This window comes from Pseudomonas sp. GW823-FHT02C05 (assembly GCF_058797595.1).
The window spans coordinates 944863-964006 of record NZ_JBXAJU010000003.1; the positions used below are offsets into that span (position 1 = coordinate 944863).

The following is a 19144-nucleotide window of genomic DNA, read 5'->3' on the forward strand; positions in this document are numbered from 1 at the left end:
GTCCAGGGTGCGCTAGCGTGCGGGCAGACCAGGAGACGCTCATGCCCGCACTACCTTCTTTCTCGCTCAAGCAGGCCCGCCGGCTGGCGCTGGCTGCCCAAGGCTTCGGCGGGCGTCAGCCGCCGGCATCGATCAAGGCCTCCCGACTCAATCAGCAGATCGAGCGCCTGGGCCTGTTGCAGATCGATTCGGTCAACGCCCTGGTGCGCGCCCATTACTTGCCGCTGTTTTCCCGTCTTGGCAGTTATCCACAGCAGCTGCTCGATCAGGCCGCCTGGAGCCAGGGGCGCCAGCGCACCTTGTTCGAGTACTGGGGGCATGAGGCCTCGCTGCTGCCGATGTCCATGTACCCCTTGATGCGCTGGCGCATGCAGCGCGCACGCCAGGGGCAGGGTATCTACTCGCAACTGGCGCGTTTCGGCCAGGAACGCCAGGCCACTCTGCGCCGGGTGCTGGCGGCCGTGGAGCAGCAGGGCGCGCTGGGGGCCGGCAGCCTCTCCACCCGCGAAGAGCGGGCCGGCCCCTGGTGGGACTGGAGCGAAGAAAAGCATGCCCTGGAATGGCTGTTCGCTGCCGGTGAGGTGACAGTGTCCGGCCGCCGCGGTTTCGAGCGTCTGTATGACTTGCCGGAACGAGTGATCCCGGCGGCGATCCTCCAGCAGATGCCGTTGGAGGAAGCCCAGGCCCAGCGCCGGTTGCTGCTGCAGGCGGCCGGGGCACTGGGGGTTGCCACGGAAAAGGACCTGCGGGACTACTTTCGCCTCGATCCCGGCGATAGTCGCGCGCGGCTTGCCGAGTTGTGCGAGTCCGGCGAACTGCTGGGCTGTGAGGTCCAGGGCTGGAAGCAAAGTGCCTATTGCCTGCCCGAGGCGCGGGTGCCGCGCAAGGTCGAAGCCAGCGCGCTGTTGTCACCTTTCGATTCCCTGATCTGGGAGCGTAGCCGTACCGAGCGGCTGTTCGATTTCCGCTACCGCCTGGAGATCTACACGCCTGAGCACAAGCGGGTCTATGGCTATTACGTGCTGCCGTTCCTGCACAACGAGCGGATTGCCGCCCGGGTCGACCTGCGGGCGGAGCGGGCCCAGGGGCGTCTGGCGGTGCACGCGGTGCATGAGGAGCCATTCGGTCTGGACGACGAGGGTGTCCGGGCATTGGCCCTGCAATTGCGAAAGATGGCCGACTGGCTGGTGTTGGAACAGATTCAGCTCAATTGCCAGCGTGATGGCGCGCGACGCCTGCGTGAGGTGCTGGGGTGAAGAGCTTCGCGGGCCAGCCCGCTCCTACACAGCCCTTGCAGGAGCGGGCTAGCCGGCGAAAGCGCTCTTAGCGCTTGACCTGCTTCAAGGTCTCGGCAATCAGGAAGGCCAGTTCCAGAGACTGGTCGGCATTCATCCGCGGGTCGCAATGGGTGTGGTAACGGTCCGACAAACCATCCTCGGTAATCGGCCGGGCACCGCCGATGCATTCGGTGACGTTCTGCCCGGTCATCTCGATATGGATGCCACCGGCATAGCTGCCTTCGGCCTGGTGGACCTGGAAGAACTGCTTGACCTCGGTGAGGATCTGCGCGAAATCCCGGGTCTTGTAGCCGCTGCTGGCCTTGATGGTGTTGCCGTGCATCGGGTCCGAGCTCCACAGCACCTGCTTGCCTTCGCTTTCCACCGCGCGAATCAGCTGTGGCAGGTGATCGCCGACCTTGTTGGCGCCCATGCGCACGATCAGGTTGAGGCGGCCGGGATCGTTTTCCGGGTTGAGGATATCGATCAGGCGGATCAGTTCGTCGGTGTTCATGCTCGGGCCGACCTTGACCCCGATCGGGTTGTTCACCCCGCGCAGGAACTCCACGTGGGCGCCGTCCAGTTGCCGGGTGCGATCGCCGATCCACAGCATGTGCGCCGAGCAGTCGTAGTAGTCGTTGGTCAGGCTGTCGCGGCGCACGAAGGCTTCTTCATAGTTGAGCAGCAACGCTTCGTGGGCGGTGAAGAAGCTGGTTTCGCGCAGTTGCGGCGCGCTGTCCAGGCCGCAGGCACGCATGAAGGCCAGGGTTTCGTCGATGCGGTCTGCCAGTTGGCTGTACTTCTCGGCCAGGGCCGAGTTGGCGATGAAGTCCAGGTTCCACTTGTGCACCTGGTGCAGGTCGGCGAAACCGCCCTGGGCGAAGGCTCGCAGCAGGTTGAGGGTGGCGGTGGCCTGGTGGTAGGACTGCAGCAGGCGGTCGGGGTCCGGCACCCGGCTTTTTTCATCGAAACCGATGCCGTTGACGATGTCGCCGCGATAGGCCGGCAAGGTCACGCCATTGATGGTTTCGTCGTTGGCCGAGCGCGGCTTGGCGAACTGGCCGGCCATGCGCCCGACCTTGACCACCGGGCAGCCGGCGGCAAAGGTCATGACGATGGCCATCTGCAGCAGCACCTTGAAGGTGTCGCGAATCTTCGCCGCGGAGAATTCGGCGAAGCTCTCGGCACAATCGCCACCCTGCAGCAGGAACGCCCGGCCCTGGGTGACTTCGGCAAACTGGCGACGCAACTCCCGGGCTTCACCGGCAAACACCAGCGGTGGATAACTGGCCAGGCTTTGCTCGACCTGCAGCAGGTGCGCGGCATCGGGGTAGTGGGGTTGTTGCTGGATCGGCAGGGCGCGCCAGCTGTCGGGGCTCCAGGGTTGGCTCATCGCGGACTCGAGTGCTTTAACGGTGGGAGGGGCATGTTAGCAGCAAATTAGTGCGTGACCTGCTCCTCTCGCTTGGCCGACAATCGCGCCTTTCCCGCTCGCTGCCGAGCGGTTGGTTTATCGCGCCGGCAAGGTTCTGTGCCCGCGCGGCTAGGAGATGAAATGACTGAGGAGCGCGTCGAGCGCCTGCTCGCCGAAGTGCATGACGAATTCGGCATGATCCGGGTCCTGGAAGTGGCGGACTATCGTTTTCTCGAATTTGGCGATGCCATCGAGCAAAGCTGTGTGTTCACGGCGGACCCCAGTTGGCTGGAGTACGACTACACCCGGGCCATGCTGATCGGTGCCCTGTGCCATGAGGCGCCGGAGAGCGCGTTGTTTCTCGGGCTGGGCGCCGGCACCCTGACCCAGGCTTGCCTGAAGTTCCTGCCCCTAGAAGATGTGGAAGCCATCGAACTGCGACCGGACGTGCCGCGCCTGGCTATCGAGTACCTGGGGCTGGACGACGATCCGCGTCTATATATTAGAGTCGGCGATGCCCTGGAGCTGCTGGACAGTGCTGAATCCGCCGACCTGATCTTCGTCGACCTGTACACCGACGTCGGCCCCGGCGTCGGGCATCTGGCCTGGGGGTTTCTGGAGAACTGCCAGAAGCGCCTCAACCCCGGCGGCTGGCTGGTGATCAACCAGTGGGCCACCGATGATGGCAAGCCCTTGGGCGCCGCCCTGTTACGCGGGCTCTATCACCGCCATTACTGGGAGTTGCCGGTGAAGGAGGGCAACGTGATTCTGATCGTGCCGTCCGACCTCGACCAGGAGCTGGACCTGCCAGGCCTGAATGCCCGGGCCCAAGCCCTGGCCCCACGCTTGGGCTACTCCCTGCAACCCTTGATCAAGGCGATCCGCCCGGCCACATAAGCCCTTGCTGGCGCCGGCTGGCCGGCGAAGCCGATCTGCCGGCCCCTGTTCAGCAGCCCTTGAACACCCCGGGCCGTTTTTCGATCATCGCCCGCACGCCCTCTTTGGCGTCCTCACTGTTCATCAGTTTGTGCACCAGCGGCGCCAGCCCCTGGGCGGCCGCCGTTTCCCCTTCGAGCCTGGCCTGGCGTGCCGACATCAGGGTCGCCTGCACCCCCAGCGGTGCCTGGCGGGCAATCCGTTCGGCCAGTTCGATGGCCCGGGGCAGCAGGTCTTCGCTGGCCATGACCTCCTGCACCAGGCCCAGGCGCAGGGCTTCATGGGCATCGAATTCGTCCCCGGTCAGCAACCAGCGCATGGCATTGCCCCAGCCGGCCAGTTGATGCAGGCGCAGGGTCGCGCCGCCGAAAGGGAAGATTCCGCGTTGCACCTCCATTTGCGCGAAGCGGGTATTGCTGGCGCAGAGATTGATGTCGGAGGCCAGCATCAGCTCGATGCCGATGGTCAGGCAGTAGCCTTGTACGGCGACGATCACCGGCTTGTTCACCTGTGGGCCGCTGAACACGCCCCAGGGGTCGCAGCCACCGGCTGGTGCTTGCCAGCCCTGGGCCAGGGCGGCGCCGACATTGGCCAGGTCCAGGCCTGCGGTGAAGTGCTCGCCGTGGCCGAACACCACCGCCACTCGCGCCTCGCTGCTGGCTTCGAACTCGCCGTAGGCCAGGCTCAACTGGTTGAGCAGCTCGAGGTCGAAGGCATTGCGCTTGGCCACCCGGTCCAGGCCGATAAGGAACAGGTGACCACGTAGTTCACGGCTGACACGGCTGGCACTGGGCTGATTCATGAGCGCTGTCCTGGGAAGAAAGAGGGGAGGTTGGCGCGGGCGGTTTCGTGCACAAAGGTGAACCGTTTAAGCGCGATGACCAACAGCGCCGGGCCTGAGCAAAATAGCGCGCCGCCGAAGTCTGCGCAAAGCCCATGACAATCGGGTGTTCAGCGGATTTTTCCGATAAAAAAAACTCCCTTTTTTGAGTAATTCCGGTATAGTGCGCGCCGGCCTTTAGCCGGGCCACGTTTAGGTAATGCAATTCCCCGAAGTCAGCTTCGGCTGCTTGTCCGCTGCGCGGACTATCCTTGACGATCCATTCATCCAATCGTTTTCGCAAATCCCCGCCGACAAAGCTGCCAGGGTGACTCTTGAGTCTTACACGGCATGCGCAGCTTTGGAGCATGGGTCTTTGCGGATGCACTTAGAGGCAGACCCATGACCCAGGAAATCGGCGGCTTCGCCGCTCTTGAACTTCATCCCAATATTGTCGCTGCAGTAGTCGCTACCGGCTATGAAGAGCCTTCGGCTATTCAGCAGCAGTCGATCCCGATCATCCTTGCCGGTCACGATATGATTGGTCAGGCGCAAACCGGTACCGGTAAGACCGCTGCCTTTGCCCTGCCTATCCTGCACCGCATTGATCCGTCCAAGCGCGAGCCGCAAGCTCTGATCCTGGCCCCAACCCGTGAGTTGGCGCTGCAAGTAGCAACCGCTTTCGAAACCTACGCCAAGCAAATGCCGGGCGTGACTGTTGTGGCCGTCTACGGCGGTGCGCCGATGGGCCCACAACTGAAAGCAATCCGTAATGGCGCACAGATCGTTGTCGCCACTCCGGGCCGTCTGTGCGACCACCTGCGTCGCGACGAAAAAGTCCTGGCCACCGTGAACCACCTGGTTCTCGACGAAGCCGACGAGATGCTCAAGCTGGGCTTCATGGATGACCTGGAAGTGATCTTCAAGGCCATGCCGGAGACCCGCCAGACCGTACTGTTCTCGGCCACCCTGCCGCAGTCGATCCGGGCCATCGCCGAGCGTCACCTGAAGGACCCGAAACACGTCAAGATCCAGAGCAAGACCCAGACCGTCACCGCGATCGAGCAGGCTCACCTGCTGGTTCACGCCGACCAGAAGACCTCTGCCGTTCTGAGCCTGCTGGAAGTTGAAGATTTCGACGCCCTGATCATGTTCGTGCGCACCAAGCAAGCGACCCTGGACCTGGCCAGTGCCCTGGAAGCCAAAGGCTACAAAGCCGCTGCGCTGAACGGCGACATCGCCCAGAACCAGCGTGAGCGCGTGATCGACTCCCTCAAGGATGGCCGCCTGGACATCGTTGTGGCGACCGACGTAGCCGCCCGTGGTCTGGACGTACCGCGCATCACCCACGTATTCAACGTGGACATGCCGTACGACCCGGAATCCTACGTGCACCGTATCGGCCGTACCGGCCGTGCCGGTCGCGAAGGCCGTGCGCTGCTGCTGGTGACTCCACGTGAGCGCCGCATGCTGCAAGTGATCGAGCGTGTAACCGGTCAGAAGGTTGCCGAAGTTCGCCTGCCGGACGCCCAAGCCGTTCTCGATGCCCGCATCAAGAAGCTGACCAACAGCCTGTCGCCGCTGGTGGCTGATGCTGAAGCGACCCACGGTGATCTGCTTGATCGCCTGACCGCCGACATCGGTTGCAGCCCGCGTGCCCTGGCCGCAGCCCTGCTGCGCAAGGCTACCAACGGTCAAGCGCTGAACCTGGCCGCGATCGAGAAAGAGCGTCCACTGGTGCCCAACAGTGCCCCACGTGGCGATCGTCCTGAGCGTTCCGGTGACCGTCCTGATCGTGGTGACCGTGAGCGTCGCGCGCCAATGCCTCTGGGCGAAGGTCGTGCACGCTGCCGTACCGCGCTGGGTGCCCGTGACGGCATCGCTGCCAAGAACCTTCTGGGCGCGATCCTCAATGAAGGCGGCCTGGCCCGTGAAGCTATCGGCCGCATCCAGGTGCGTGACAGCTTCAGCCTGGTCGAGCTGCCGGAGGACGGTCTGGACCGCCTGCTGACCAAGCTCAAGGACACTCGCGTTGCCGGCAAGCAGCTGAAGCTGCGTCGCTATCGCGAAGATTGATCGGCCCCTGGGCTGATTGATCAGGCAAAAAAAATCCCCGACTGGTTCGGGGATTTTTTTTGCCTGTCATTTGCCTTGGCGCTGGCGGCCATCAGCCAAATCGGTAGATGTCCATGCCCAGGGCGCCCAGGGTGAAGCCCTGGTGGGCCACGCTGAATTCGCCACCGGCGCCCCGGGCGAAATACAGCGGCAGCAGGTGTTCATCACTGGGGTGGCTGCGCACGGCATTCGGTGCCTGCTGGCGGTAGTCGTGCAGGGCCGCCTGGTCATCGGCCGCCAGCTTGTCGATCATCCAGTCGCGAAAGGCCTTGGCCCAGGGTTCGACGCTTTCCGGGCCAGCGTGCCAGTCCAGGTCCCGCAGGTTGTGGGTGATGCTGCCGGAGCCGATCAGCAACACGCCCTGTTCCCGCAGGCCCGCGAGGGCATGGCCGATACGGGTCTGCAGGGCCGGGCCCAGGCGGCTGGGCAGCGACAGCTGGACCACCGGGATGTCCGCCTGCGGGTACATCAGCGACAGAGGTACCCAGGTGCCGTGGTCGAAGGGGCGCTGGCTGTCCAGTTGGGCGGGCAGGCCTTCGGCCTGGAGCAGCTCCACTACCTGGGCTGCCAGTTCCGGATCGCCCGGGGCCGGGTATTGCACGGCAAACAGCGCGGCGGGGAAGCCGCCAAAGTCGTGCCAGGTTTCCGGGTGCGGGTTGCAACTGACTCGCAGATCGGAGCTTTCCCAGTGGGCCGAGACCACCAGGATCGCCCTGGGCCGGGGCAGCTCGGCTGCCAGGCGAGCCAGGGCCGGGCCGCTGGCGCCGGGTTCCAGCGCCAGCATGGGAGAGCCGTGGGAGATGAACAGGCTGGGAAGCATGAAGAGGCTCCTGAAGGTTAAGATGCGCCATCTTCAATCAGATCAATGATCTAAATCTAATATAAGTTTTAGCGCTTTTTGATCGAATTTTAAGGACTTCTCATGCAAGCGGACTTTTGGCAAAAGCGCTGGGAGCGCGATCAGATCGGCTTTCACCTGGCAGAGGTCAACCCTTACCTGCAGCAGTACTGGCCGGCCTTGGGCCTGGCGGCGCAAAGCCGCGTGCTGGTGCCCTTGTGCGGCAAGAGCCTGGACCTGATCTGGCTTGCCGACCAAGGGTTCGAGGTGCTGGGCATCGAACTGGCGGAAAAGGCGGTGGAGGATTTCTTTCGTGAGCACCAGTTGCAGCCGCAGATCAGCCAGCACGGGGTGTTCAAGGTCTACGCCCACGGGCCCATTGAGCTCTGGTGCGGTGATTTCTTTGCCCTGACCGCCGAGGACACCGCTGATTGCACGGCCCTGTATGACCGTGCAGCCATGATTGCCTTGCCCTCGCCCATGCGACAGCGCTATGCCGCTCACCTCAATGGCCTGTTGCCGAATGGCAGCAAGGGGCTGCTGATCACCATGGATTACGCCCAGGAGCAGTTGGACGGCCCGCCATTTGCGGTGCTCGACGATGAGGTCCGGCAACGTCTGGGGGGCGTCTGGCAACTGCAGGTAGAAACGGAGCGCGACATTCTTGGCGAGAGCTGGAAGTTTCTCCAGGGTGGCGTGACCCGGCTGGTGGAGAGGGTCTATCGCCTGAGCAAGCAGGGTGCCGCGAGATAGGTTTTTGGTGGCCAAGCAAAAGGGCGACTTGCGTCGCCCTTTTGGATATTGCCTTGCACTGGATCAGCCGCGACGACGCAGGGCCTCGATACGCTCTTCCAGCGGAGGGTGGCTCATGAACATGCGAGCCAGGCCCTGCTTGATGCCACCGTTGATGCCGAAGGCATTCAGGGTGTCGGGCATGTGCACCGGCAGGCCCTGTTCCGAACGCAGGCGCTGCAGCGCGCCGATCATCGCGTTGGTGCCGGCCAGGCGGGCGCCGGCTTCGTCGGCGCGGTATTCGCGTTTGCGCGAGAACCACATGACGATGGCGCTGGCCAGGATACCCAGAACCAGTTCGGCGAAGATGGTCGCCACGTAGTAGGCGATGCCCTGGCCTTCTTCGTTCTTGAAGATCACCTTGTCGACGAAGTTGCCGATGATCCGTGCGAAGAACATCACGAAAGTGTTCACCACACCCTGGATCAGTGCCAGGGTCACCATGTCACCGTTGGCGACGTGGCCGATCTCGTGGGCCAGCACGGCTTTCACTTCATCGGGCGAAAAACGTTCCAGAAGGCCCTGGCTGACGGCTACCAGCGCATCATTCTTGTTCCAGCCGGTGGCAAAGGCGTTGGCCTCATAGGCTGGGAAAATACCCACTTCGGGCATCTTGATGCCCGCTTCGCGGGACAGTTGCTCGACGGTCTGCAGCAACCATTGCTCATGGCGGGTGCGCGGTTGGGTGATGATCTGCGTGCTGGTGCTCATCTTCGCCATCCACTTGGAGATGAACAGCGAGAACAGCGAACCGGCAAAACCGAAGACCGCACAGAAAATCAGTAGCTGATTGAGGTTCAGATCAACCCCATTGGCCGCCATGAACCCGTTGAAGCCGAAAAGGCTCAGGGTGATGCTGGCAATCAGCACGACCGCAAGGTTAGTGGCCAAAAACAGCAGGATTCGCATCATGGTTGTAGAAATCTCCTCAAGCTAAAGATGTAGCGTACTGCGGGGTATATAAGGTGCGACAACCGCCTATTCAATACGGCTTCTATTTCAAACTGTGTCGCACAGGCCGGGTCTAGACGCTTGTAGTTCAACGCCATGAGCCAACGCCAGGGCGGCCGCCACCCGGCTGCGGTGCAGAGGTGTGACAGTGGGCAGGACGGAAAGTGCAAGCTTATAGAAGGGGAGTTGAGCAGGGCAGTGAAGATGTGTTGCTGAATTAATCGCAGTGCGACCAGAGAAGGATCGCACTGCGATTTTTCCGTTACTGGCGGTAGGACTTGAGGAAGCTGCCGATCCGACCAATGGCCTGCTCCAGGTCATCCACCCGCGGCAGGGTCACGACGCGGAAGTGATCCGGCCATGGCCAGTTGAAGGCCGTGCCTTGCACCACCAGGAGCTTTTCCGAGAGCAGCAGGTCGAGGACGAACTTCTCGTCGTTGTGGATCGGGCAGATCTTCGGGTCGATCCGCGGGAAGGCATACAGCGCGCCCATGGGCTTGACGCAACTGACCCCGGGAATGTCGTTGAGCAGTTCCCAGGTGCGGTTGCGCTGTTCCAGCAGGCGGCCTGGGGGCAGCACCAGATCGTTGATGCTCTGGTAGCCGCCCAGGGCGGTCTGGATGGCGTGCTGGCTGGGCACGTTGGCGCACAGGCGCATGTTGGCCAGCATGTCGATGCCTTCGATGTAGCTCTGGGCGTGCTGCTTGGGACCGGAAATGGCCACCCAGCCGGAACGGAAACCGGCTACCCGATAGGACTTGGACAGGCCGTTGAAGGTCAGGCACAGCAGGTCCGGGGCCAGCGAGGCGGTGCAGATGTGCACGGCGTCATCGTAGAGGATCTTGTCGTAGATCTCGTCCGAGAACACCACCAGGTTGTGCTGGCGGGCCAGCTCCAGCATGCCCAGCAGTACTTCCCTGGGGTAGACGGCGCCGGTGGGGTTGTTCGGGTTGATGATCACCAGGGCCTTGGTGTTCGGGGTGATCTTGGCCTTGATGTCGGCCAGGTCCGGCCACCAGTTGGCCTGCTCGTCGCACAGGTAGTGCACCGGGTTGCCGCCGGCCAGGCTCACCGCGGCGGTCCACAGCGGGTAGTCGGGGGCCGGTACCAGCACTTCGTCGCCGTTGTTGAGCAGGGCCTGCATGGCCATCACGATCAGCTCGGAAACACCGTTGCCCAGGTAGATGTCTTCGATACCGATGCCTTCCACCTGCTTCTGCTGGTAGTACTGCATCACCGCCTTGCGGGCACTGAACAGGCCCTTGGAGTCGCTGTAGCCCTGGGCAGTGGGCAGGTTGCGGATCACGTCCTGGAGAATTTCGTCCGGCGCTTCGAAACCAAAGGGCGCCGGGTTGCCGATATTCAGCTTGAGGATGCGGTGGCCTTCCTCTTCCAGACGTTTGGCGTGCTTGAGCACTGGGCCGCGAATGTCATAACAGACGTTGGCGAGCTTGTTCGATTTGCTGACCTGCATGGCGATGTGTTCCCGAAAATGAACGATCCAGGCGGAGGATGAACTACCGTACTGGGAATCCTGCCGTGTCACACCGGCCTGTAACCCGCACCGGCTGCGGCAAAATCCGTTTGAATGGGTGTAACGCGGCTGCCAGACTGGCGTCTGACGAGGCGCAATCATACGTGCCGCCCGATCCGTGGAAAAGACACAGATCGGGCTTTTTCCGTTGCAGAGGAAGGACCATGGAAAAGCTGGAAAAAACCCTGGAAGAATGGCGGTCGATGCTCGACCCGGAGCAGTACAACGTCTGCCGGCTCAAGGGCACCGAACGGCCCTTCTCGGGCAAGTACAACGGCACCAAGACCGATGGGGTCTATCACTGCATCTGCTGCAATGAGCCGCTGTTCGATTCCAAGGCCAAGTTTGATTCCGGGTGTGGCTGGCCGAGTTTCTACGAGCCCATTGCCGACAGCGCCATGGTAGAGATCCGTGACATGAGCCACGGCATGATCCGTACCGAAGTGGTCTGCGCCAAGTGCGACGCGCACCTGGGCCACGTGTTCCCGGACGGCCCGCCGCCCACCGGCCTGCGTTACTGCATCAACTCGGTGTGCCTGGACCTGGTGCCGCGCTGACCGGTTGGCGATTCTTCGGAATCGCCTTTTGTTCAATTAAATTGCATGCAATTTAATTGAGCGCTATTTTGCTGCCTCTTACTTCCACACATGGAGTTGCCGTCATGACCGACTCACTGCTGACCATTCCCTGCACCACCATCAAGGGTGAACAAAAGACCCTGGCGGACTTCGCCGGCAAGGCCGTGCTGGTGGTCAACACTGCCAGCAAGTGCGGCTTCACCCCGCAATACAAGGGGCTCGAAGAGCTGTGGCAGACCTACAAGGATCAGGGGCTGGTGGTATTGGGCTTTCCCTGCAACCAGTTCGGCAAGCAGGAACCAGGCAACGAAGGGGCGATCTCCGAGTTCTGCGAGCTCAACTACGGTGTGAGTTTCCCGCTGTTCAAGAAGATCGAGGTCAATGGCGCCGGGGCCCATCCACTGTTCGCGCAGTTGAAAAAGCGCGCACCCGGCGTGCTCGGCTCCCAAGGCATCAAGTGGAACTTCACCAAGTTCCTGATCGGCCAGGACGGCAAGCTGGTCAAGCGTTTCGCTCCGGCAACCAAACCCCAGGACCTGAGCCGCGAGATCGAAGCCCTGCTCAAATGAACGACCTGTCCATGGATTCACTGAAACTCGATTCCCAGCTGTGCTTCAAGCTGTACGCCGCCTCGCGGGCGGTGGTCCGTGGCTACAAGCCGATGCTCGACCGCCTGGGCCTGACCTACCCGCAGTACCTGGTGATGCTGGTGCTGTGGGAATGGCAGGCAACGCCTCCGTCCCTGCCGACGGTCAAGGCCCTGGGCGAGCGCCTGGCCCTGGATTCCGGGACCCTGACCCCGTTGCTCAAGCGTCTGGAGCAGTTGCAACTGGTGCAGCGCCAGCGGTCCGGGCGCGACGAGCGCGAGGTGCACTTGAGCTTGAGCGAGCGCGGCCTGGCGCTGCGTGAGCAGGTGCCGCCGCTGAAGGCGGCGCTGCTGTGCGACAGCGGGATCGATCTGGACAACCTCGATCAGCTGCGCGAGGGCCTGGATCAATTGCTGCAGCAGATCAAAGCTTTGTCGTAGTCGGCACCCAGAGGTCGAGCAGGGCGATCAATTCTTCGCGACGAAACGGTTTGGCCAGGTAGTCGCTCATGCCGGCGGCGCGGCAGCGTTCACGCTCCTCGGGCATGGCGTTGGCAGTCAGGGCGATGATCGGCAGATCCGGCCAGCGCCCGCTGCGCCGGATCTGCCGGCTGGCTTCGTAGCCATCCATGACCGGCATGTTGCAGTCCATCAGCACCAGATCGAAACGATGCAGCTCCAACTGGTTGAGGGCTTCGGCGCCATGGGCGGCCACGGTCACCGCGCAGCCGAGCTTGCTCAGCATGCCCTTGGCCACCAGTTGGTTCACCGGGTTGTCCTCCACCAGCAGAATGTCCGCCCGGCGCCGTTGCACCGGCATTTCCAGCTGGGCGTCGTTGAGGGTGATGGTTTCCCCCAGCAACGAGCGTCGCAGGGTCTGATACAACGCATTGCGCGCCAGGGGCCGGGCCTGCTGTTGCAGCGGCGCCAGGGCGTTGGCCTCTTCGCTGGGCAGGAAGCTGCCATAGGCGGTCACCAGCAGGATTGGCGCGCGGATCGCCGGGCGCAGGCCGAACAGGCATTCCGGGCAGTCGGTGATCAGCAGGTCGGGGTCGAGGCCGGCCAGGGAATCCTCGATATCACAGCGCTGATAGCTCAGGCCCCAACTGGGCAGCAGGCTGGCCAGCAGCTCGGCGAGGCCGCTGCCGGCCTCGGTGATGGCGATGATCTTCCCGGCCAGCGCCGGCGGCGGGGCGGCCGGAGTGTGGCAGGGCAGAGGCAGGTCGGCGCAGAACTGGCTGCCGAAGCCGACTTCCGAACTGATGCTCAGGCGGCCGTCCATGGCTTCGCAGAGGTTGTAGGTCAGGGCCAGGCCCAGGCCGGTGCCTCCGTATTGGCGAGTGATGCCGGCGCCGGCCTGGGTATAGGGCTGGAAGATGCGCACCTGGGCTTCCTGGGCGATGCCGATGCCGGTGTCGCAGATCTCGATGCGCACCCCGTCGCCCAGGGTGCTCAGGCGCACATCGACGCGGCCGAAACGGGTGAACTTGAGGGCGTTGGACAGCAGGTTGCTGACGATCTGCCGCACTCGGGTCGGGTCCCCCAGTACCAGGGCGGGGAAGTCCGGGGCGATCAGGCAGGCCAGCTCCACGCTGGCCGCGGCGTTTTGCGACAGCAGGTTGGCGGTGTCCTCCACCAGTACCCCGAGATCGAAGGGAATTCGCTCCAGCTCCAGTTGCCCGGCGTCGAACTTGGACATGTCGAGAATATCGTTGAGCAATTCCACCAGGACCTTGCCGGAGTCATGGGCAATCGACAGCTGCTGGCGCTGCTCGGGGTTCAGCGGGCTGTCCAGGGACAGCGCGATCATCCCCAGCAGGCCATTGAGCGGGGTGCGAATCTCGTGACTCATGTTGGCCAGAAACGCCGCCCGCGCCTGGGCCATGTCCAGGGCAGTGCGCCGGGCGATCTCCAGTTCCTCGTTGGACTGGCTGAGCCGGGCATTGCTGGCCTTGAGCTCGGTGGTGCGGGCCGAGACGATGTTCTCCAGCTGCCCGAGGTATTCGGTCAGGCGGTTTTCGGCGTTGCGTCGCTGCTGGATCTCGGTGGCCATGATGTCGAACTGCTGGTTGGCCACCTTGACCAGCACCCCGACCTCGTCGTTCTCGTGGCCATGGGGAAAGTCCAGCTTGGCCTGTTTCGGGCTGCGCGGGTCGCGGCTGCTGAGCTCGCGGATCACCCGCACCAGGGGCTTGGTCAGCATCACGTAGAACAGCGCCAGGAGAATCCCGGTGAGGATCAGGCTGCGGGCGAACCCGTTGATCAGGGTGACTTCGGCACGCCGCAGGAAACGGCTGCCGAAGGCGTAGGTATCCACATCCAGGTGCAGGGTACCGAGGGACTCCTCCGGCAGGTGGCTCAGATACAGGCGATCCTCGAACTGGCGATCGGCGCCGAACAGGAAGTCGCTGATGGCCCGATAGCGGCTCTGTTGCGGTGGCCGTTCGACGTTGGCCAGCAGGGTATTGTTGTTGTCGATCAATTGCGCGCGAATGATCGCCGGAGAGCGCAGCAGGCCCAGGGTCAATTCCTGGGCCAGCTCGGCGTCGATGTTGTAGGCGATGCGCGAGGCCGGATTGTGGCTGATTTCCAGCAGCGATTGGATTTCACGATTGATGGAGGCGTCTTCGCTGGCATAATCGATGCCGATTTGCAGCAGACTGAGCGCGGTCCCCAGAATGAAACCCACCAGCACGGTGAGCCGGGCCTGTTTATAGGACAGGCGGTTGGTGAACTTGATATCCATGGGGGGTTGAACCACTTTCGTTTCCCTTCGCTGCGCAAGCATAGCTGATCATTTTCGGTTGCCGGGCTGGCCGGGCAGCAGCTGATAAAGCGATAGACCCCTTGATCGGGATTGCGTTTGCTCTGTGTGCCGCATCATTACCTTGAACGTGCCTGAGGAAAAGTCGTGGATGCTCGATTGAATGCATTTCTTGAACGTGCCGATGCGGTTCTGGCGCGGATTGAACCCTTGTTGCCCACCCTGCGCCAGCCCATCGACTGGAATCAGTGCCTGGCGGCCCGCTGGCAGCGTGAAGGGCGCAGCGGTTTCCTGCTGCCGCTGGAAGTCAGCCTGGACATGCGCCTGAGCGACCTGATCGGGGTCGACAAGCAGCGTGAGCAACTGGCGCGCAACACCCAGCAGTTCCTTGACGGCCTGCCAGCCAACCATGCCCTGCTCTGGGGCTCGCGTGGCACTGGCAAGTCTTCCCTGGTACGGGCCCTGCTGGCCGAGCACGCCAAGGGTGGCTTGCGGCTGATCGAGATCGAGCGCGACCACCTGGCGGACCTGCCGCGGGTGGTGGAACAGCTGGTCAAGCTGCCCCAGCGTTTCGTGCTGTTCTGCGACGACCTCTCGTTCGAGGCCGGCGAGGGCGATTACCGGGTGCTCAAGAGCGTGCTCGACGGCTCCCTGGAGCAGGCCCCGGAGAACGTGCTGCTGTACGCCACCTCGAACCGCCGGCACCTGGTGCCGGAAAAGGAAAGCGACAACGAGAACTGGAAGCGCGTCGACGGCGAGCTGCATCCCAGTGAAGCCGTGGAAGACAAGATCGCCCTGTCGGACCGTTTCGGCCTGTGGCTGTCGTTCTATCCCTTCACCCAGGAGCACTTCCTCAACGTGGTGGAGCACTGGATCGGCGAACTGGCGCGCAAGGCCGGCCTCGACTGGCAGCGTGACGAAGAACTGGACATCCTCGCGGTACGCTGGGCCACCGGCCGGGGCAACCGCAATGGCCGTTGTGCCTATCAATTTGCCCGCTATTGGGTGGGCCTGCAGTTGTTGGAGCAAAAAGCATGATCGATTTGCAAAGCGCCGGCCAAGGCCTGGACGGTTACGGGCTGCTGTGCGCGCAGTTGGAGTCGCTGCTGGCCGATGAGCGTGATTTCATCGCCAACGCCGCGCAGTTTTCAGCCTTCCTTTATAGCCAGCTGGAGGACCTGAACTGGGCGGGGTTCTACCTCAACCGCAACCAGGAGCTGGTGCTAGGGCCGTTCCAGGGGCAGATCGCCTGCGTGCGGATTCCGTTTGGCCGCGGCGTCTGCGGTACCGCGGCGGCGACTCTGCAGACCCAGCGGGTGGAAGATGTGCACGCCTTTGCCGGGCACATTGCCTGTGACAGCGCCTCCAACAGCGAGCTGGTGGTGCCGCTGGTCAAGGACGGTCGGTTGATCGGTGTGCTCGACCTGGACAGCCCGAAGCTGGCGCGCTTCGGTGTTGCCGACCAGGCGGGAATCGAGCAACTGGCGGCGATCTTTCTGCGCCTGAGCGACTGCTGAAGCCCTCAGGTGCTCAAGCCCGCTTTCTTGAGCAGTGAATCCTGGTCCACCGGGTCGACCTGTTGCGGTGTCAGGAAACGCTCCGCGTAGCGCTGGTAGATCCGCTGCTGGATGAACAGCTCGAACAGCTCGGGATCGATATGGGCATCGCGGCACATCATGGCCATGATGTTCAGCGCCTCGCTCAGGGTCTTGCCCTTTTTGTAGGGGCGGTCTGCCGCCGTCAGGGCCTCGAAGATGTCGGCGATGGCCATCATCCGCGCGGGCAGGCTCATCTGTTCGCGCTTGAGCTGCTTGGGGTAGCCGGTGCCGTCCATCTTTTCGTGGTGGCCGCCGGCGATCTCCGCCACGTTCTGCAAGTGGCTGGGGAAGGGCAGGTGCTCGAGCATGATGATGGTCTGCACGATGTGGTGATTGATCACATAGCGTTCTTCGGCCGTCAGCGTGCCCCGGGCAATGCTCAGGTTGTACAGCTCACCACGGTTGTACTTGTGGCTGGGCACCTGCAGTTTGAAGCCCCAGGGGTTGTCCGCCGCCATGACTTCCGTGGTGCTGCGCTCCAGCAGGTGTTCGGGCTTGTCCGCCAGTAGCGGTTCCAGCACCGGCAGGCTCGGCGCCGGGGTGCGTTCCTGGCGCTGGTTCTCCTCCCAGGAAACCCCCAGGCGATCGTCCAGGGTCCGGCTCCAGGTGCGCTGGGCGATGCGCTGCAGGCGCTGCTGATCGGCCTCGGCCATGAATTCGGTGCCCATGTTGCAGCGGGCGACAAAGGCGAAGTCATCGTCCAGGGCCAGCAGCCGGGCCTCGCGCTCGGCGGCAAGAGGCTGTTCGTCGCCGCCCAGGGCCAGGGCGCGCCAGTAGTCGATCCAGGCGTCGCGCTTGAGCACCTCGAAGCGGGTGCGGATTTCGTGGATGCGGTTGTTCAGGGTTTCCAGCTTGGTGGCTTTGTCCACCACGTATTCCGGGGTGGTGACCTTGCCGCAGTCGTGCAGCCAGGCGGCGATGTGCAAGGCTTCCCACTCGTCCTCGCCGGGCTGGTAGGCAGCGAATCGAGGGTCCTGGCTGGCGGCGGCCGCCTCGGCCAGCATCAGGGTCAAGGCCGGTACCCGCTGGCAGTGGCCGCCGGTGTAGGGGCTCTTGGCGTCGATGGCCCCGGCCAGCAACTGGATAAAGGCATCCAGCAACTGTTTCTGCTTGTTCTGCAGGCGCTGGCTCTCGATGCACAGGGCGGCGGTGGCGGACACGGCCTGGATAAAGGCGATGCGGTCCGGGCTGAGTTTGTCCAGGTCGGCCTCGGCGCCGCTGTCCACCAGGAACAGCAGGAGCATGCCTATGGTTTCGTTGTGCCGGTTGCGCAGGCGGATGCCCACCAGGTGCGCACTGGGGCTGTCGAGGGCCAGCAACACGCTCTGCAGGTCCGCGGCCTGATCGAATCCCAGGGTGGTGACCACGCTGTCGTTGTGGGTCAGTTGGCTCAGCCACTCGGGAGTCCGGCTGTCCGCCAGTTCCCGGGAGCCGATGGGGAACTGCGTCATGTCCTGGGGCTGGCCATCGATGATCAGCCCATGGGGCTCCAGGCGCGTGCCCTTGCTTTCACAGAGGTAGATCAGGCCGGCCTGGGCCTGGGCGATCTTTACGGTCTCGAACAGCACCCGTTGCAGCAGCGGGTCGAAACGGGTTTCGGCGGACAGGCTGGCGTTGATCTCGAAAAAGCTCGCCAGGGTGTCTTTCATCCGCGCCATCGAGATGCTCAGTTGATCAACCTCCAGCACCGGTGAACGCCGGGAAACCGGATAGTCGAAATCGAAACTGCGGATCGCGTCGGCCTCCTGCACCAGGGCGTGTAGCGGCCGTACCAGGACCCGGGAGATCAGCCAACCAAGGGGCAGGCACAGCAGCAGGGTGGTGAGGGTGATCAGCGCGCCTTGCCAGCGCAGGCGATAGGCGTCGGCCAGAAGTTCGTCCTCGGGCACCAGCAGCGCCAGCTGCAAGCCGCCGGGGCCACCCTCGGCGATATGGCCGCTGGCGACAATCCAGCTGCGCCCCTGGGCCTGCAGATGGCCGCCTTCGGTCTGGCCACGCATCAGGGCAGCGAGCGCCGGGCTCAGGTCGTTCGCCTTGACCAGCCGCGCACTGCGTTGTTCCGGCAGCAGCTTCTGGCTGTCCGGGTAGGCCACGACGTTGCCCTGGTCATCCAGCAGGGCAACCTCGGTGGAGGGTGTGACGCGGTGCTTGGCCAGGGTCGAGGACAGCTGTTCCAGGGTCAGGTCGGCGGCGATCACGGCCATCTTGCCGCTGTGCCGGGCCAGGGTGGTGCCCACGTTCTGGGTGGAAAAGAACACATAGGGGCGGGTGGTGATCTGGTCGGCGTCGCCCCGGGCGCTGGAGAACCAGTCGCGGTTACGTGGGTCGTAGCGCTCGTCGGGGTGCTCCAGGCGGTCGATCAATACCAGCGCGGGGTCATAGAACAGCGATTGGGAATGGACTTGGCCGGTGCGGGAGTCGCGTTCGATGCTCCACACCTCGTAGGCGCTGTTCTGCGGGGCCTGGCGCCTTTCGCGGATCTGCGGATTGCGCAGTGGCCGCACCATGAAGAAATCGCCATTGGCGTAGCCCAGGTACAGCGAAGCCAGGTCCGGGTTGTCCAGCAGGGCCTGGCTGAAAGGCCGCAGCAGGGTCAGCCGGTCTTCCAGGTTCGCCGCCTGGGCCGCCGGCGAACCCGCCAGCAGGCTGAGCAGATGGCGCATGGGATCGTAGGTGGCCTTGACGTCGCTGCGTACATCCAGCTCGATGCGCTGGAAAAGCTTTTCACTGCTGTCGAGGATCAGCCGCGTGGTCTGCTGGTAGTTGTAGAGGCCCAGCACCACACCCGTCAGGAGCAACAGCAAGGTGAACATTGCACTGATATGGATATGCAGAGGAAAGCGGCGTTGTGCTAAGGCAGGGGTGCTCAGCATTCCAATTCACTCCAAAGGCACACGAGGCATGGCTCAGGACCCAAGCATAGTTAAGGCTGGCATTGCCT

General features: G+C 63.3%; 16 protein-coding genes. 9 read left to right on the forward strand and 7 right to left on the reverse strand.

The window, feature by feature from the left end:
• Positions 1–41 precede the first annotated feature (41 nt).
• The gene (locus AC1RGE_RS20825; protein WP_492584929.1) at positions 42–1256 is read left to right on the forward strand and encodes a winged helix-turn-helix domain-containing protein; all 1215 of its coding nucleotides are present in this window, start codon (positions 42–44) and stop codon (positions 1254–1256) included.
• Positions 1257–1323: 67 nt separating this feature from the next.
• Here AC1RGE_RS20825 and AC1RGE_RS20830 read toward each other — a convergent pair whose 3' ends face one another.
• Positions 1324–2670, reverse strand: coding sequence for a class II 3-deoxy-7-phosphoheptulonate synthase (locus AC1RGE_RS20830; protein ID WP_011062528.1), 1347 nt, complete (start codon positions 2668–2670; stop codon positions 1324–1326).
• A gap of 162 nt (positions 2671–2832) precedes the next feature.
• Here AC1RGE_RS20830 and AC1RGE_RS20835 point away from each other — a divergent pair, with 162 nt between their 5' ends.
• Positions 2833–3588 carry a spermidine synthase gene (locus AC1RGE_RS20835; protein WP_011062527.1) on the forward strand — a complete coding sequence of 252 codons (756 nt, stop codon included), beginning with the start codon at positions 2833–2835 and terminating at the stop codon, positions 3586–3588.
• Between the two features lie 49 nt (positions 3589–3637).
• Here AC1RGE_RS20835 and AC1RGE_RS20840 read toward each other — a convergent pair whose 3' ends face one another.
• Positions 3638–4429 carry a crotonase/enoyl-CoA hydratase family protein gene (locus tag AC1RGE_RS20840; protein ID WP_019092873.1) on the reverse strand — a complete coding sequence of 264 codons (792 nt, stop codon included), beginning with the start codon at positions 4427–4429 and terminating at the stop codon, positions 3638–3640.
• Positions 4430–4849: 420 nt separating this feature from the next.
• Between AC1RGE_RS20840 and AC1RGE_RS20845 the strand changes: the two genes are divergently transcribed.
• The gene (locus AC1RGE_RS20845; protein WP_011062525.1) at positions 4850–6523 is read left to right on the forward strand and encodes a DEAD/DEAH box helicase; all 1674 of its coding nucleotides are present in this window, start codon (positions 4850–4852) and stop codon (positions 6521–6523) included.
• 91 nt (positions 6524–6614) lie between these two features.
• On the opposite strand, the gene AC1RGE_RS20850 is transcribed toward AC1RGE_RS20845, so the two are convergent.
• Positions 6615–7382 carry a DODA-type extradiol aromatic ring-opening family dioxygenase gene (locus AC1RGE_RS20850; RefSeq protein WP_053159698.1) on the reverse strand — a complete coding sequence of 256 codons (768 nt, stop codon included), beginning with the start codon at positions 7380–7382 and terminating at the stop codon, positions 6615–6617.
• A 102-nt stretch (positions 7383–7484) separates the two neighbouring features.
• Between AC1RGE_RS20850 and AC1RGE_RS20855 the strand changes: the two genes are divergently transcribed.
• Complete coding sequence (locus AC1RGE_RS20855; protein ID WP_011062523.1) at positions 7485–8153, forward strand: thiopurine S-methyltransferase; 669 nt, start codon at positions 7485–7487, stop codon at positions 8151–8153.
• A 63-nt stretch (positions 8154–8216) separates the two neighbouring features.
• Here AC1RGE_RS20855 and htpX read toward each other — a convergent pair whose 3' ends face one another.
• Positions 8217–9104 carry a protease HtpX gene (gene htpX, locus AC1RGE_RS20860; RefSeq protein ID WP_015636531.1) on the reverse strand — a complete coding sequence of 296 codons (888 nt, stop codon included), beginning with the start codon at positions 9102–9104 and terminating at the stop codon, positions 8217–8219.
• 301 nt (positions 9105–9405) lie between these two features.
• On the reverse strand, positions 9406–10617 hold the full coding sequence (locus tag AC1RGE_RS20865) for a pyridoxal phosphate-dependent aminotransferase (RefSeq protein WP_011062521.1): 1212 nt from the start codon (positions 10615–10617) through the stop codon (positions 9406–9408).
• Between the two features lie 224 nt (positions 10618–10841).
• Here AC1RGE_RS20865 and msrB point away from each other — a divergent pair, with 224 nt between their 5' ends.
• The 3 genes from msrB to AC1RGE_RS20880 all read left to right on the forward strand — a co-directional run bounded on the left by msrB (position 10842) and on the right by AC1RGE_RS20880 (position 12282).
• Entirely contained in the window at positions 10842–11234 is a 393-nt protein-coding gene (msrB, locus tag AC1RGE_RS20870; RefSeq protein WP_011062520.1) for a peptide-methionine (R)-S-oxide reductase MsrB, read from the forward strand.
• Positions 11235–11338: 104 nt separating this feature from the next.
• Positions 11339–11824, forward strand: coding sequence for a glutathione peroxidase (locus AC1RGE_RS20875; protein ID WP_015636530.1), 486 nt, complete (start codon positions 11339–11341; stop codon positions 11822–11824).
• Positions 11821–12282 (forward strand): MarR family winged helix-turn-helix transcriptional regulator, encoded by a 462-nt coding sequence (locus tag AC1RGE_RS20880; protein ID WP_065365481.1) that lies wholly within the window; start codon positions 11821–11823, stop codon positions 12280–12282. Before AC1RGE_RS20875 ends, AC1RGE_RS20880 begins: the two co-directional genes overlap by 4 nt.
• Here AC1RGE_RS20880 and AC1RGE_RS20885 read toward each other — a convergent pair.
• A complete protein-coding gene (locus AC1RGE_RS20885; protein ID WP_011062517.1) occupies positions 12266–14587 on the reverse strand; it encodes a hybrid sensor histidine kinase/response regulator in 2322 nt (773 codons plus the stop codon). The genes AC1RGE_RS20880 and AC1RGE_RS20885 overlap by 17 nt on opposite strands.
• A gap of 165 nt (positions 14588–14752) precedes the next feature.
• On the opposite strand from AC1RGE_RS20885, the gene AC1RGE_RS20890 reads away from it, so the two are divergent.
• The gene (locus AC1RGE_RS20890; RefSeq protein WP_019092871.1) at positions 14753–15643 is read left to right on the forward strand and encodes an ATP-binding protein; all 891 of its coding nucleotides are present in this window, start codon (positions 14753–14755) and stop codon (positions 15641–15643) included.
• Positions 15640–16122, forward strand: coding sequence for a GAF domain-containing protein (locus AC1RGE_RS20895; protein WP_011062515.1), 483 nt, complete (start codon positions 15640–15642; stop codon positions 16120–16122). The genes AC1RGE_RS20890 and AC1RGE_RS20895 overlap by 4 nt, the downstream gene beginning before the upstream one ends.
• 5 nt (positions 16123–16127) lie before the next feature.
• On the opposite strand, the gene AC1RGE_RS20900 is transcribed toward AC1RGE_RS20895, so the two are convergent.
• On the reverse strand, positions 16128–19076 hold the full coding sequence (locus AC1RGE_RS20900) for an HD domain-containing phosphohydrolase (RefSeq protein WP_492584931.1): 2949 nt from the start codon (positions 19074–19076) through the stop codon (positions 16128–16130).
• Between the last annotated feature and the right edge of the window lie 68 nt (positions 19077–19144).